Origin of the sequence: Pasteurella canis (genome assembly GCF_020810675.1) — a bacterium.
GTDB lineage: Bacteria > Pseudomonadota > Gammaproteobacteria > Enterobacterales > Pasteurellaceae > Pasteurella > Pasteurella canis.
Genome location: NZ_CP085871.1, coordinates 353234 through 368609, shown reverse-complemented (window position 1 = coordinate 368609; position 15376 = coordinate 353234). Strand labels below are relative to the sequence as shown.

Here is a 15376-nt window from a genome sequence, read left to right as displayed (position 1 = left end):
CTATGCCGATTCAAGTTCTCCCTCCGCAATTAGCTAACCAAATCGCTGCTGGTGAAGTGGTGGAGCGTCCTGCTTCGGTAGTAAAAGAACTAGTAGAAAATAGTTTAGATGCTGGTGCAACACGTATTCAAATTGATATCGAAAATGGCGGTAGTACATTAATACGTATTCGAGACAATGGAATTGGTATACCTAAAGCAGAACTTTCTCTTGCACTAGCTCGTCACGCTACGAGCAAAATCACTAGTTTAGAAGATTTAGATGCAATTTTAAGTTTAGGTTTTCGTGGTGAAGCATTAGCTAGTATTAGTTCAGTTTCTCGCTTAACACTCACTTCACGTACAGCTGAACAAAATGAAGCATGGCAGGTTTATGCGCAAGGACGAGAAATGGAAACGACTATTAAACCAGCCTCACATCCAGTAGGTACAACAGTTGAAGTAGCAAACTTATTTTTCAATACACCCGCACGCCGAAAATTTTTACGTACAGATAAAACCGAATTTTCACATATTGATGAAGTTATTCGTCGTATTGCTCTTGCTAAACCCAATATTACTTTTAGCTTAAGTCATAATGGAAAAACCTTGCGTCAATATAAAAATGCACAGAATGGACAAATGCTAAAACGTGTTGCTGCAATTTGTGGTAATGATTTTGTTCAAAATGCATTGCAAATTAATTGGATACATGATGATCTACATTTATCAGGCTGGGTAGCATTACCTAGTTTTGTACGCACACAAAATGACCTAAGCTATTGTTATATCAATGGTCGCATAGTGCGTGATAAAATCATAAACCATGCTATTCGTCAAGCTTATGCAGACTATTTAACTACTGAGCAATATCCCGCTTTTATCTTATTTCTTGATTTAAATCCTCATGAAGTTGATGTTAATGTTCATCCAACCAAACACGAAGTCCGTTTTCACCAACAGCGCTTAATTCATGATTTTATTTACCAAGGTATAACTCATGCCCTCAGTTCTGAACAAGCTGAGAAGAATACTTCAGAATTGAAATATGCCACAACCAAGCCAAATCAAATTCAAGAACCAATACCACATTGGGCAACTTCAACACAAATTAGGCCGAATCGAGCTACTGCTGGGCAAAATATCTTTACATCTACTAATAGGACTGGGAATCATATATCACTAAATAACACTCAAATTAGTGAAAATCGACCGCACTTTCTGCCTAAGAACTCCCAAGAAAAAACAGCTAAGACGGAGGAACGACTAGCATACAATGAACTCCTAAAGTCAACCAACACGGATTCAATCAGTACAATTCATCTTGTAGACTCCACTAAAGAGTATACAGGAAGTCATATTTTAAAAGCTCTCGCTTTAGTAGCAGAAAAAGCATTATTGCTTCAGCAACATCAGCAATTCTATTTATTATCATTAACTAAACTTCAACAGTTAAAAATAGAGTTTTTATTACAACAACAGCCAATATCACAACAACCCTTGCTTATTCCCATCATATTTCGTTTGAATGAAGCACAGCTTACTCACTGGCTACAACAAAAAAACTTTTTTACACAAGTGGGCTTTGAATTTAGTGAAAATCTTAGTCAGAAACGGATTACTTTAATTAGAGTCCCGACCTGTTTGCGTGAACAAAATTTACAAAAATGTGTGATTGCGGTGTTATCACAATCAATCTGTGAATTTTCCTTATTTTTGACCGCACTTTATAAAACGCTAACATCACATCCTATCAGTATATTTGCTGATGCTGTAAGCTTACTCACTGAAACAGAACGATTGCTAAGTCCTCAACAAACAAATAGATTATCAGAGCTGTTAATCCCTATTGATTGGCAACCTTATTTAGAGCAAATTTAAACAAATGTCTTTAACAAAACCAACTGCAATTTTCTTAATGGGGCCAACTGCTTCTGGAAAAACTGACTTGGCAATTAAATTACGCCAAGTATTGCCTGTAGAAGTAATCAGTGTCGATTCTGCTTTAATTTATAAAGGGATGGATATTGGTACAGCAAAACCAAACGCTGAGGAGCTTGCTTTAGCTCCTCATCGTTTGATTAATATTTGTGATCCTTCAGAAAGTTATTCCGCCGCAAACTTTCGTCAAGATGCACTACGTGAAATGGAACAAATTACTGCACAAGGTAAAATCCCACTGCTTGTTGGCGGTACAATGCTGTATTACAAAGCATTACTTGAGGGCTTATCCCCCCTTCCTTCTGCGGATGAAAATATACGAGCAGAAATTGAGAGTAAAGCACAGCAATTAGGCTGGGCTGCTTTACATCAAGAGCTAACTAGAATTGATCCAATCTCTGCACAACGTATTAACCCTAATGATTCACAACGAATTAACCGAGCTTTAGAGGTTTTTTATATCACGGGTAAAACACTTACAACGCTCACTGAGCAAAAAGGAGATGCTTTACCTTATCAAATATTACAATTTGCAATCACTCCAAAAGATCGCCAGATACTACATGAACGCATAGCGATACGTTTTAAAAAAATGATTCAATTAGGTTTCAAACAAGAAGTAGAGAAACTCTATCAACGTGGTGATTTACATGCTGATTTACCAGCTATTCGCTGTGTTGGCTACCGCCAAATGTGGGAATATTTACGTGGCGATTACTCGCATGAAGAAATGATTTTCCGAGGCATTTGTGCAACACGCCAGCTTGCTAAACGCCAAATTACTTGGCTTCGTGGTTGGAAATATCCTATTGAATGGCTAGATAGCTTAGAAATAGAAGAAGCAAAGCAAAAAATCATAAACTCTCTGATTAATATTGATTATTCTCTGCACCAAAAATAATTGAGGTTCAATGATGACAATAAATTAATTTATTGTTATATTGGCATTTGGAGGGAAGACAGAGTTATCTGTATTCGGCTTTTTATATTCATTTTTATTTATACAGAAGGAAAAAAAAATGGCAAAAGGACAATCTTTACAAGATCCTTATTTAAATGCATTACGTCGTGAACGTATTCCTGTATCTATTTACTTAGTAAACGGCATTAAATTACAAGGTCAAATTGAATCGTTCGACCAATTTGTAATCTTATTGAAAAACACAGTTAATCAAATGGTGTATAAACACGCAATTTCAACTGTTGTTCCAGCACGTTCTGTATCTCATCATAATAACAATAATTCTAACCAACAGAATTATCAGCAAGCTCAAGAGCAACAAGCTGAATCAAATACAGACAAAACTGAATAATCATAAGTTGAATTAATGTTAAATAAATCGATTTCAAGTGCGGTGGATTTAAACCAAGAATCCACCGCACTTTATTATCTTAAAACGTTATCAAAACAGTCTCTCAATATTAAGCATTCGATTGCTGATCAAGCAATTATTGTCCATTGCTTTTTATCCCAACAACATGATGAAGATGATCTCGCCGAGTTTTGCTTACTTGCCCAATCAGCAAATGTTGATATTCGTTCAATTATCACAACTACAAGAGCAATACCACAAGCAAAATATTTCGTTGGGCAAGGTAAAGCTGAAGAGATTGCGAATGCAGTCAAAGAGCATAATGCTGATGTTGTACTCGTAAATCACAGTTTAACACCTGCTCAGACACGTAATCTAGAAACGCTTTGTCAGTGTCGTGTAGTAGATCGCACAGGCGTCATTTTAGATATTTTTGCACAACGTGCTCGCTCACATGAGGGTAAACTCCAAGTTGAATTAGCACAACTAAAACATTTATCAACACGTTTAGTACGTCGAAAAACAGGTTTGGATCAACAAAAAGGTGCCGTTGGTTTACGTGGTCCAGGTGAAACACAACTGGAGACAGATCGTCGCTTAATTAAAGTACGTATTGCTCAATTACAAAATCGCTTGGCTAAAGTAGAAAAACAGCGCAATCAAAACCGCCAAACACGGCAAAAAGCAGATATTCCCACTATTTCATTAGTCGGCTACACTAATGCGGGTAAATCCACTCTATTTAATCTCATGACACAAGCAAATGTCTATGCTGCTGATCAACTTTTTGCCACACTTGATCCCACATTACGCCGTTTACAAATCCAAGATGTTGGCACAACTATTTTAGCTGATACAGTTGGTTTCATTCGCCATTTACCACATGACCTCATATCTGCCTTTAAATCAACTTTACAAGAAACAACAGAAGCCTCTCTGTTATTACACGTAATTGATTGTGCAGACCCACACAAACAAGAAAATATTGAAGCAGTTAAAGCTGTATTAGAAGAAATCAAGGCTCATGATATTCCAACTTTATTCGTCTATAACAAGATCGATCAAATAGAAGAAGTACAACCGCATATTGAATATGATCATGAAAATAGACCAAGTGCGGTCTATATTTCAGCACATTCAGGACAAGGTTTAAATTTGTTACTCAAGGCAATAAGAGAACTATTAAAAAATGACATTTTAACTTTATCCCTCACTTTACCACTTTATTGCGGAAAAATTCGTCATCATTTATACCAGTTAAATTGTATTCGAGATGAAAAAATGAGTGAACAAGGCGAGTTCCTGCTACACATTCAAATTGATAAAGTCGAATGGCTAAAATTAGTTAAACAATTTACAGAACTAGAAAATTTCGTAAATTCAAGCGCATTTTGATTCTATGAGTAAGCCTAGTTGTTATAAAGAGAAAGCTAAAGTCTAAATTGTCCTTTATACGTTACTTGCTAATACCGTATTGTCTTAATTTATTAGCAATAGCAGTATGTGAAATCCCTAAACGTACTGCTAGCTTTCTGGTACTTGGATATTGTTCATAAAATTTTCGCAACACACTTGCTTCAAATTTATTCATAATCTGTTCTAATGTTTCATGACCAAATTGATCTAATATGACTGGCACAATTTCTTGCTCTACTAAATTCAAGCCAGCAATTGTTAATTCATCATTTTCAGCTAAACTACATGCACGATATAACGCATTATGCAATTCTCTAACATTACCAGTCCATGGATAACCTTGTAAATATTGAATAAATTTCTCACTAAAATATGGCTTATTTATTTGTAGTTGTTCACTAATTTGTGCAACAAAAATATTGACTAAATCAGGGATATCTTCCTTTCGTTCCCGTAAAGAAGGGATATTGAGTGTCAATACATTAAGGCGATGAAACAAATCACTACGCATTTTTCCTTCATCAACATAATGTTGTAAAGGTATCTGAGAAGTACAAATAACACGTACATTAGCGTAGTGTTCCTGTTCTTCGCCTACTCGTCTAAAAGTACCATCATTTAAAAAACGTAATAATTTTGCCTGTAATTCAAGCGATAACTCAGCAATACTATCAAGTAATACTGTTCCACCATTAGCATATTCAAAAAAGCCAACATATTCTTTATCATTATCTCGACGACCAAACATTTCGCTTTCAGCATCTTGGCTTGGTAATCCTGCACAATTCACTGCAATAAATTTATTTTGAGATCGAGGTCCTGCAAGATGACAAGATTTAGCAATCAAATCTTTCCCCGTTCCAGTTTCACCTTGAATAAGCAACGGAGCATCACTTGCAGAAAATTTAATCGCCTGTGCAAGTAAATTTTCCATTTTAGGACTTTTCGCAACAATCTCAGTAAATGCTGAATTATTCACATTATTCAAGGACATCTGTTTTCCTCATTAAGCATAGATAGGCTTATCATATCATTAAAATATGTAAACTTTAAACAATGGTGGAAATAAAAATTTACACGGCTAAACTTTTTGTTTCTCTTTTGATTTAGTTGAAGAAAAAATAGTTGTTTTTAAATGGCTTAATAAAGTTTGGTGAATATGTTTAATACGAGGTTTCTCATCTTGGCGAAATGCTAAAGGGCGACAAAACTCCATTGCTTTGATACCTAATCTTGCAGTTAATAAACCTACACCAATACCTTGTGCTGCTCGAGCTGAAAGTTTAGCAGTGAGATCCTGTGATAACCAATCCATACCAATATCTTGTACAATTTCTGTAGCACCAGCAAAAGCAAGATTAAATAACACCATTTTTAATAAACGTAATCGACTCCAATAACCTAGTTCAATACCATAAAGTTGTGCAATTTGATTAACTAGACGGATATTACGCCAAGAAAGAAAAAACATATCAACAATTGCTAAAGGACTGACTGTCACAATCATTGTAGCCTCCACTGCACTTTTACTAATGAGCTTTTTTGCCTGTTTATCAAAAGATTGAAGTACCGTCTGGCTGAATAAATAAGCTATCTCTTGTGCAGAATGTCCATCTTGAATTTGTTGTTGCCATAACATCAGTTTTGGATCTTGTGAGGATAATTTCAACATTTTTGCCATTGATAAACAAAGCTGCTTTGCTTGTTCATGTTTATTTGCTGAAAAATTTTGCTCAAAACTTACCGCACTTTCTAGCAGTAATTGTTCGCTTTGCTGCTGTAAATTTGTTCTTTGTTTTAATCTAAGTAAACGGAACCATTCACGGCTAATTGCCAGTACACCAAATACCACAGCAAAACAAGCTACTAACGAAAAAGCGAAATAAATCCATTGATTTTGTTGCCAAGTATTGATTAGCCATTGAACTGATTGAGCTATAGTCACAATAAGAAATAATAATACCGTTAACCCTATCCCTTTTTTCCACCAAGTTGATTTTGGCGCGACAATGTGTTCAAACTGCTTATCTAACAACTCTCCCTCTATCTCTATAGGATCCGAATTATCAATTTCAATCTCTATGTCTTGTTCAATAAATTCACGTTTCGGTGAAAATTGGTGCACAAAATCAGCTTGTTCTGTTTCTGTAAAAATACGTTTTTCAGTCATTTTTTATTGCTCTACAATTAAAATTTATCACCCAGCAAGAACTGTAATACTGAATCCATACGTAAATGAGGTATGTTTTCTCCCAATACTAACTGTTGTGGCTCAAATTGATCAAATTCAAATTGTTGATTTTGCCAAAATTCTGGCTTTGGTAATTTACTCGGCACAGAACCTGGATAAACAGTCACTTTCTGTTTATCACTTGAGCGTACTCCTCTTAATGCTTTAAAGCTATGTCCATTTTGGTTAACCAATACTTGCTGTGTAGCACGGATAGCTGCTATTGCAGTATACTCAGTATGAATACCCTCATATTCCACATGGCGCCCACCTTCTTGTACTAATTGACGCAGCAAGCTGACTAAATTTGGTAACTGATCATTTGTAATATGATCAGCTTTAGTAGCAATAAACATCAGTTTATCAATACGTGGTGAAAATAAACGATTAAGTAATGTGCGTTTGCCATAGTGAAAATTCTTAAATAATTGCTGTAACCCTATTTGCATATCAATAAATGCTTGATCGCTATGATTTAATGGCGTTAAACAATCTGCTAAGATCACTTGACGATCAAAAGTGGAAAAATAATCTTGATAAAATTTTTTCACTATATGTTGACGATAATATTCATAACGCTGAGTCAAAACCCTAAAATAACTGTTCACTCTTTTCTCATTTTTTAGTTGCTGCCATTCTGCATCATTTAAATGGATAAGAGGGAAAAATTGCAATACTGGCGCCCCCTCTAATTCACCAGGTAAAACAAAACGCCCAGGTTGAATAAAATGTAATCCTTGCTGCTTACAAGCTAATAAATAATTTGTATAGTCTTGTGCTAATTGTGCCAAAACATCTTCATCAGCTACTGCTGTTAAATCCAATTCTTTGACTTTATCCAACCATAATTTAGCAAATTCTGACCGTTGACTCTCGATAATATTTTGTGACTCTTGTGACCATTGCTGATAGTTCGAGGATAATAAAGGCAAATCAAGCAGCCATTCACCTGGATAATCAAAAATATCAAGATAAAGTGTCGTTTTCTCTTTCAAATGACGCATTAAGCCATTATGACGCTGATAACGAATGGCCAAACGAGTTTCACTTACTCCCCGAGTAGATTGAGGCCAAACAGGAGGCTGTTGCATTAAAGATTGTATATTTGCCTCATAATCAAACCGAGGAATGCTTAAATTTAGCTGTGGCACACGTTTCACTGCAATAATAGATTGATTTCGGGCTGCTTCAAAGAGTGGAAGATGATGATTATCTACACGATTAATATGTAATAACTGATTAATTAAACTAGTAATAAATGCTGTTTTTCCACTCCGACTTAGCCCAGTAACCGCAATACGTAAAGTGCGGTCAAATCCACGATTAATTATTTCATTTACTTCTTTCTGTAGATAATTCAACATATTAGTATTCTTTTATAGATTAATAATATCACTTAACTCAAGATAACATAGAAACCTTAATTTTTACTTAAAGTTTTTTATACTCAATTCTACTCAAAGTAAAAAGGATAGCTTATCAGAACAATATATTTTACAATCCCTCGATAATTTATCACAAATGCACTAATTATGTTGATGAGAAAAGTCATATTTACTGGTTTCCTGCTACTATTATCACATTTTGTTACTGCGGCGCCGAGAGTGCCAAAAGAATTAACACAAAATGGATTGATTTACTGTACTCACTCTACAGGACTTTCATTTAACCCACAAACAGCCGATGCAGGCACCAGTATGAATGTGATTACAGAGCAAATTTACAATAAACTATTTGAGGCAACTAATAATAGTGCAACAATTATACCTTCACTTGCCGAATCTTATTCTATCTCTAATGATGGAACACTTATTACGATTAACCTACGCAGAGGTGTCAAGTTTCATCATACAGAATGGTTTAAACCAACGCGTGATTTTAATGCCGATGATGTGGTATTTTCTATTAATCGTATGTTAGGTCATAATTCTTATTTACCTACATTAGAAGATGAATCAACTCACTATTCAAATCCCCAGCACAGTATTTTCCATAAACAGGCAAAAAAAGTACGCTTCCCCTATTTTGAAAGTATTAAATTAAATCAAAAAATAGAATCGATAAAAGCACTCGATCCTTATCGAGTTCAAATAAAACTTTTTAAGTCTGATGCTTCAATTTTGTCTCATTTAGCAAGTCAATACGCTATCATCTTTTCACAAGAATACGCGCTGCAGCTCAATGCAGACGATAATCTTATGCAACTTGACTTGTTACCTGTAGGTACAGGCCCTTATAAAGTGCAGAATTACTTTCGTAATCAATATGTTCGCTTTATACGTAATGAACATTATTGGAAAAAAGAAGCACAAATTGAGAATATTATTATTGATCTATCAACAGATCGCACTGGGCGGTTAATTAAGTTCCTTAATGGCGAATGCCAAATTGCTTCTTATCCCGAGGTGAGTCAATTAGGTTTATTACAAAATAAAAATGAACATTTTTATGTTAATTCTGTTGAAGGCATGAATTTATCTTACCTTGCTTTTAATTTTAAAAAGCCTGAGATGAAAAATACAAAATTACGCCGTGCCATATCACAAGCGATTGACAGAAAACGTATTGTTCAAACTATATACCACAACACTGCAACAGTTGCGAATAATATTATTCCTAATATTTCATGGGCTTCTAGTGTTAATACGCCTGATTTCGCTTATGACTATAATATAGAAAAAGCAAAAATGTATTTACAAGATAGAAAGCTTAATTTAACAATGTGGGTAATTAATGAAGAGCAAGTATATAATCCTGCTCCACTCAAAATGGCAGAATTAATAAAAAGAGATCTTGCTAAAGTTGGGGTTAAAATTACTATCCAACCTGTTACACGAACTTATTTAATTAAACGCTTAAAAGATCATTCAGAAGATTATGATATGATTTTGGCTGGCTGGCTTGCAGGAAATTTAGATCCTGATAGTTTCATGAGACCTATTCTAAGCTGTAGCACTGTTAATGAGATTACTAATTTTTCTAACTGGTGTGATCCTCTATTTGACCATTTTATGGATAATGCTCTTAATACATCTCATTTACGATTAAGGGCAAGCGAATACAATTTAGCTCAAGAATTAATTTTATCTGAAATACCAATTGTCCCTATCGCAAATGCAAGAAGAATGTTAGTGATCAATGCTAATGTTCATGGTGTCAAAATGAGTCCATTTGGCAGTATCAACTTCGAAAATTTATCGTTGCAAAAAGGTATAAAACCATGATTGTTGCTTTATTACGCCAAGTTTTTCTGATTATTGTTACTTTACTTATTTTATCTTTGGTAAGCTATATCATTCTAATTCAAGATCCCCTTAATGAAGAACTCACTAATCCAAATTTTTTTCAAAGTTACATTAATTATATTCAACATCTTATCAAGTGGGATTTAGGTATTACTTACAATGGTGGGGATTCATTAAATGAAATTATTCAAACTGTTTTACCACCAACCTTAGAACTCTGTTTTACTGCTATTTTATTAGCAATTCTCTTTGGCATTCCATTAGGATTAATAGGAGCTATGAATCGCCATAATATCATGGGCAAAAGTATTCATACCATTGCTGCATTAGGACTATCAATGCCTGTATTTTGGATTGCGCCTATTGCTCTCTACTTTTCTGCAATCCATAGCTGGGAAATTTCTGCAATTGGGCAGTATAACTTGTTATATGCGATCAAACCCATTACTGGGTTTCCAATGATTGATGTTTGGTTTATGGAGGAGTTCTATAAAACAAAAGTTATTCAGAATGTACTACAGCACCTCGTTTTACCAACACTCGTTTTAACAATTCTACCGACTATGGAAATTACACGAATTGTTCAACAACGTGCTGAAGAAGTTGTCATGAAAAACTATGTAAAAACAGCAACAACACGTGGTTGGTCACAACATAAAATTTTACGCAAGTATATATTACGCAATACACTACCTCTTTTAATCCCACAAACAACACGTTTATTCACATTGGTACTTACTCAATGTATGCTCGTTGAAAGCACATTTGGTTGGCCTGGTATTGGCCGTTGGCTCATTGATGCGGTTACTCAACAAGACTATAATAGTATCTCTGTTGGGGTTATTGTTATAGGTTTATGCATTATTATCGTTGATATTTTCTCTGATACTGTAGCGTTTATCCTTGATCCATTTAATAAGAAAGGCTGGTATGCAAGATAAAGAACCTGATGAGTTTCGCGATAGTGCAACACTAAAGAACATTTGGTTGTTATTTCGCCAAAATCGTATTGCATTATTTAGTTTTTATCTCTTTATTATATTTATTTTAACCGCACTTTTTAGCCCATGGATTGCACCTTATCCAAGTAATATGCAATTTGTTGGTAGTGAACTCATGCCACCATCTTGGGTAGATAAAGGACAAATATCCTTCTTCTTTGGCACGGATGATTTAGGTAGAGATGTATTTAGTCGAATTATCATAGGCACAACTTATACTATAGGAGCCTCCCTGATTGTCGTATTTTTTACTCTCATTATTGGTAGTGTAATAGGTATTTGGGCTGGTATTTCACATAGTATTAAATCGAAAATTCTCAGTCATTTTCTTGATACATTTTTATCTATTCCAAGCCTACTTATAGCGATCATTATTGCAACATTAATGAAGCCGAGCCTAATGAATGCAATCATCGCCACAACATTAGCTCTCCTCCCTTATTTTATTCATGAAATATACCAAGCAACACAACAAGAATTAAAAAAAGAATATGTACTCATGCTAAAACTGGATGGCATATCAAATAGTGCTCTACTTAAAGAAATTGTACTCCCAAATATCTCCATCCGTTATATCCAAGAAATTGCTCGAGCTTTCGCTGTGGCAATCTTAGATATCAGTGCATTGAGCTTTATTTCATTAGGCGCTCAACGCCCTGTACCTGAATGGGGAGCCATGATTAAAGACTCTCTAGAGTTAATATATTTAGCACCTTGGGCTGTTATATTACCAGGAATTGCAATTGTTATGGCAATTCTTGTAGTCTTCATTTTTAGTCAAGGTCTCTGTAAAGCAATAGAGAAATATTACGAGTAGGTGGAAAAATGGCATTATTAGATATTCGTAATCTTTGCATTGAAATTGACACACCAAATGGCCGAATAAAAATTGTTGACAATGTTAATCTCACTTTAAATGAAGGTGCGATTTGTGGTTTAGTCGGTGAATCAGGTTCAGGTAAAAGTTTAATTGCTAAAGTCATTTGTAATGCATTCAAAGACTCTTGGATTATTAGTGCAGATCGTTTTCGCTTCGACAATATCGAATTATTAAAACTCACACCAACACAAAGGCGAAAATTAGTCGGGGAAGAAATTTCCATGATCTTTCAAGATCCCTTGACTTGCTTAGATCCAAGTAAAAAAATTGGCAAACAAATTATCCAAAATATCCCATCATCGACTTTTAAAGGTCGTTGGTGGCAGTGGTTTGGCTGGAAGAAACGCCGAGCAATAGAATTATTGCATAAAGTAGGTATTAAAGAGCATAAAGATATTATGCAAAGCTATCCTGAAGAAATCACTGAAGGAGAAGGGCAAAAAGTCATGATTGCAATTGCCGTCGCTAACCAGCCTCGCTTACTGATTGCTGATGAGCCGACGAACTCAATCGAGTCTATTACTAAAGTACAAATTTTCCGCTTGCTTTCCAGTATGAATCAAAATCAAGGAACAACTATTTTATTAACAAGCAACGACATTAATAGTATTAGTGAATGGTGTGATAGCTTTTCTGTATTATATTGTGGGCAAAATGTAGAATCAGGTCCTAAAGAAGATATTTTAGAACACCCACACCACCCTTATACACAAGCATTACTCCACTCAATTCCTGATTTTAGTCAACCATTGCCACTTAAAAGCCGTTTGAATACATTAAAAGGGACGGTTCCTCTATTAGAACAAATGCCTATTGGTTGTCGCCTTGGGCCTCGTTGCCCTTTTGCACAAAAAAAATGTATTATCAAACCAACAAGATATAGAATCAAGCAACATGAGTTTTCTTGCCACTACCCACTTAATTTACGAGAAAAGCAGTTTAAAGAGAAAAATATTAAAACTCCTTTGATACTTCAAAATATAACATCAGAATAATGAGAGAGATAAATGACATTATTACAGGTTGAAGATCTTTCTAAGCATTTTACTGACTCGATTAATTTTTTTGGTACCAGTTATTTTACAGCAGTCCATAAAATTAGTTTTAGCTTAGACAAGAAAAAAACACTTGCAATCATTGGGAAAAATGGTTCGGGTAAGTCAACATTAGCTAAAATGATTGTTGGTATAATTCCCCCAACTTCAGGCTGTATTTTATTCAATAACCAACCATTGGAATTTGGTGACTATCACTATCGTGCGAAACATATTCGTATGGTCTTTCAAGATCCAAATACAGCTTTTAATCCACGCTTAAATGTAGGTCAAATATTAGATGCGCCACTACGCTTAACAACTCACTTAGACGAACAAGATCGTAATGAAAAAATTTTCAATACATTAAAATTAGTTGGTCTATATCCTGATCATGCAAATGTCAAAATAAAGACTATGTCAGCAAGCCAAAAACAACGTGTTGCCCTAGCTCGTGCACTTATTTTAGAACCCGAAGTTATTATTGCTGACGATGCTTTAGGTTCACTAGATGCTACTGTTAAAACTCAGCTTACTAATTTAATGTTAGACTTACAAGAAAAGCTAAGTATTTCTTATATTTATGTAGGACAACATTTAGGAATTATCAAACATATCGCTGATGATGTCTTAGTTATGGACGAAGGAAAAATGATTGAATATGGTCCAACACAAACACTCTTTACATCTCCTCAAACTGAAGTAACTAAACGCCTTGTTGAAAGCCATTTTGGTAAATTACTAGATAATAGGTCATGGGTTATTAAATAAAATGATGATAAAAAGTAGATTATTTCTTTAAACTTTGAATACGATTCACTAAAAATAATACCCAGGATTTAGGAGCAATATAGCTGGAATATACCATTATTTTATTTAAAACACCTGGAATAATGAGCCTTTTTTTCTTCTTTAAATACTTATCTGCATATTTTGCCACTTCTTCTGCTGTCTGAAACTTTAATGTATCAAATAAAGTTGTATCTTCTTGCTGAGTTGCTGTTTTTACAAAATTAGTAAGTGTTGGTCCTGGCGCTAAAATTGAAACATGAACTCCCGAATTTCTTAATTCATAACTTAGTCCTTGAGAAAAAGAAGTAACAAACGCTTTCGTTGCATAATAAACTGACATTTGTGGTCCACCCGGCATTTCTCCTGCAACTGATGAAACATTTAAAATATAACCATGATTAACTTCAAGCATATGCTGTAAGTACAGTTTTGTCAGAATCATCAAAGATTGAATATTTAAATTAACCATTTCAATTTCAGTTTCCAGTTCTGTACTCAAAAAATCACCTAATAAGCCAATACCAGCATTATTAATTAGCATATGGATAAATAACCCTTTTTCTTGAGTTAAACTATATACTTTTTTAGCACTATCTAAACAAGACAAGTCAGCTTGAATAACTTCGATATTTTCTTCTCTATATTGCTCTTTCAATGCTAACAAAGGAGATAAAGTTCTTGCAACTAATACTAATTTGAGCCCTTTATGAGCATATAGTTTAGCCAATTCATATCCAATACCTGAACTAGCACCTGTTATTAAAATATATCCTTTATCCATTAATCCTCTTTATCAAATAATAAAATATTTATTCTATCGTTATTTCAGTTCCAGTTAAAAGTAAAAAATATTTTCTCGCTTAATAGATAATATTTTACTATTAAAACTTACTAAAACCACACCCTACGTTACTTGCTTTTATATTAAGCCTTGATTACAGAACATCCTAACAGTCTCCCAATCCATATAATATCCCTTTATTCATCATAACCACAAAAAGGAAAGCAAAAAAAGGGAGGAGGAAAAAGAAAGGAAAATAAAAGTAAAGATAAGAAGGTAAAGGTAAAGAGAAAAAGAAGAAAAGATAAACTAAGGGATGTAAAATGACAAACGAAGAGATATAAAGAGATATAAAATGAAGTAAGCTGAAGTAAAAAGAGGCTGAGCTTTGTTTTAGTTTGCTTTAGTTTGGTTTGATTTGCTTTGGTTTGGCTTGGTTTGATTTGGTTTGCTTAGTCTTGTCTGCTTTAGCTTTATCTGATTTTATTCCGGCTAGATTTTTTCCGCTGCCACTTTATCTCACCCCCCTTCCCATAACAAAAAACCCCAGGTATCTCTACCTAGGGCCTCTCATTTCTACCTGGCGGTGTCCTACTCTCACATGGGGAAACCCCACACTACCATCGGCGTTACAGCGTTTCACTTCTAAGTTCGGCATGGAATTAGGTGGGTCCACTGCACTATCGCCGCCAAGATAATCCTGTTTGATGATTTACTCTCATCTCGCTCTTCACATCTTCATACTCTACCCTCATCCAGTACAGT

General features: G+C 34.7%; 13 protein-coding genes and 1 rRNA gene. 9 read left to right on the top strand and 5 right to left on the bottom strand.

Annotated elements, in window-relative coordinates; translation table 11 throughout:
• Positions 1 to 2: 2 nt before the first annotated feature.
• From mutL to hflX, 4 genes are all read left to right on the top strand, one after another.
• Complete coding sequence (gene mutL, locus K7G93_RS01695; RefSeq protein WP_226690492.1) at positions 3 to 1859, top strand: DNA mismatch repair endonuclease MutL; 1857 nt, start codon at positions 3 to 5, stop codon at positions 1857 to 1859.
• Positions 1860 to 1863: 4 nt separating this feature from the next.
• A complete protein-coding gene (gene miaA / locus K7G93_RS01690; RefSeq protein WP_226690493.1) occupies positions 1864 to 2820 on the top strand; it encodes a tRNA (adenosine(37)-N6)-dimethylallyltransferase MiaA in 957 nt (318 codons plus the stop codon).
• 118 nt (positions 2821 to 2938) lie between these two features.
• Complete coding sequence (gene hfq, locus K7G93_RS01685; protein ID WP_115322915.1) at positions 2939 to 3232, top strand: RNA chaperone Hfq; 294 nt, start codon at positions 2939 to 2941, stop codon at positions 3230 to 3232.
• A gap of 15 nt (positions 3233 to 3247) precedes the next feature.
• On the top strand, positions 3248 to 4627 hold the full coding sequence (gene hflX, locus K7G93_RS01680) for a ribosome rescue GTPase HflX (protein ID WP_226690486.1): 1380 nt from the start codon (positions 3248 to 3250) through the stop codon (positions 4625 to 4627).
• Between the two features lie 61 nt (positions 4628 to 4688).
• On the opposite strand, the gene K7G93_RS01675 is transcribed toward hflX, so the two are convergent.
• The 3 genes from K7G93_RS01675 to K7G93_RS01665 all read right to left on the bottom strand — a co-directional run bounded on the left by K7G93_RS01675 (position 4689) and on the right by K7G93_RS01665 (position 8242).
• Positions 4689 to 5642 (bottom strand): sigma 54-interacting transcriptional regulator, encoded by a 954-nt coding sequence (locus tag K7G93_RS01675; protein WP_115322917.1) that lies wholly within the window; start codon positions 5640 to 5642, stop codon positions 4689 to 4691.
• Positions 5643 to 5729: 87 nt separating this feature from the next.
• A complete protein-coding gene (locus tag K7G93_RS01670) occupies positions 5730 to 6818 on the bottom strand; it encodes a TIGR01620 family protein (protein ID WP_226690487.1) in 1089 nt (362 codons plus the stop codon).
• Positions 6819 to 6835: 17 nt separating this feature from the next.
• The gene (locus K7G93_RS01665; protein WP_226690488.1) at positions 6836 to 8242 is read right to left on the bottom strand and encodes a YcjX family GTP-binding protein; all 1407 of its coding nucleotides are present in this window, start codon (positions 8240 to 8242) and stop codon (positions 6836 to 6838) included.
• Between the two features lie 168 nt (positions 8243 to 8410).
• On the opposite strand from K7G93_RS01665, the gene K7G93_RS01660 reads away from it, so the two are divergent.
• The 5 genes from K7G93_RS01660 to K7G93_RS01640 are packed head-to-tail and all read left to right on the top strand — an operon-like array spanning position 8411 to position 13809.
• Positions 8411 to 10102, top strand: coding sequence for an ABC transporter substrate-binding protein (locus tag K7G93_RS01660; protein WP_226690489.1), 1692 nt, complete (start codon positions 8411 to 8413; stop codon positions 10100 to 10102).
• A complete protein-coding gene (locus tag K7G93_RS01655) occupies positions 10099 to 11064 on the top strand; it encodes an ABC transporter permease (RefSeq protein ID WP_223668066.1) in 966 nt (321 codons plus the stop codon). The genes K7G93_RS01660 and K7G93_RS01655 overlap by 4 nt, the downstream gene beginning before the upstream one ends.
• Positions 11054 to 11941: an ABC transporter permease subunit gene (locus K7G93_RS01650; RefSeq protein WP_049214339.1), complete on the top strand. Its 888-nt coding sequence runs from the start codon at positions 11054 to 11056 to the stop codon at positions 11939 to 11941. Before K7G93_RS01655 ends, K7G93_RS01650 begins: the two co-directional genes overlap by 11 nt.
• Before the next feature lie 8 nt (positions 11942 to 11949).
• A complete protein-coding gene (locus K7G93_RS01645; protein ID WP_226690490.1) occupies positions 11950 to 12999 on the top strand; it encodes a peptide ABC transporter ATP-binding protein in 1050 nt (349 codons plus the stop codon).
• 12 nt (positions 13000 to 13011) lie between these two features.
• Complete coding sequence (locus tag K7G93_RS01640; protein WP_191134968.1) at positions 13012 to 13809, top strand: peptide ABC transporter ATP-binding protein; 798 nt, start codon at positions 13012 to 13014, stop codon at positions 13807 to 13809.
• A 19-nt stretch (positions 13810 to 13828) separates the two neighbouring features.
• Here the strand turns inward: K7G93_RS01640 and K7G93_RS01635 are convergent, their stop codons facing one another.
• Positions 13829 to 14611, bottom strand: coding sequence for an SDR family NAD(P)-dependent oxidoreductase (locus K7G93_RS01635; RefSeq protein WP_115322924.1), 783 nt, complete (start codon positions 14609 to 14611; stop codon positions 13829 to 13831).
• 578 nt (positions 14612 to 15189) lie between these two features.
• Positions 15190 to 15305: ribosomal RNA gene (gene rrf / locus K7G93_RS01630) — 5S ribosomal RNA — on the bottom strand.
• Positions 15306 to 15376 lie beyond the last annotated feature (71 nt).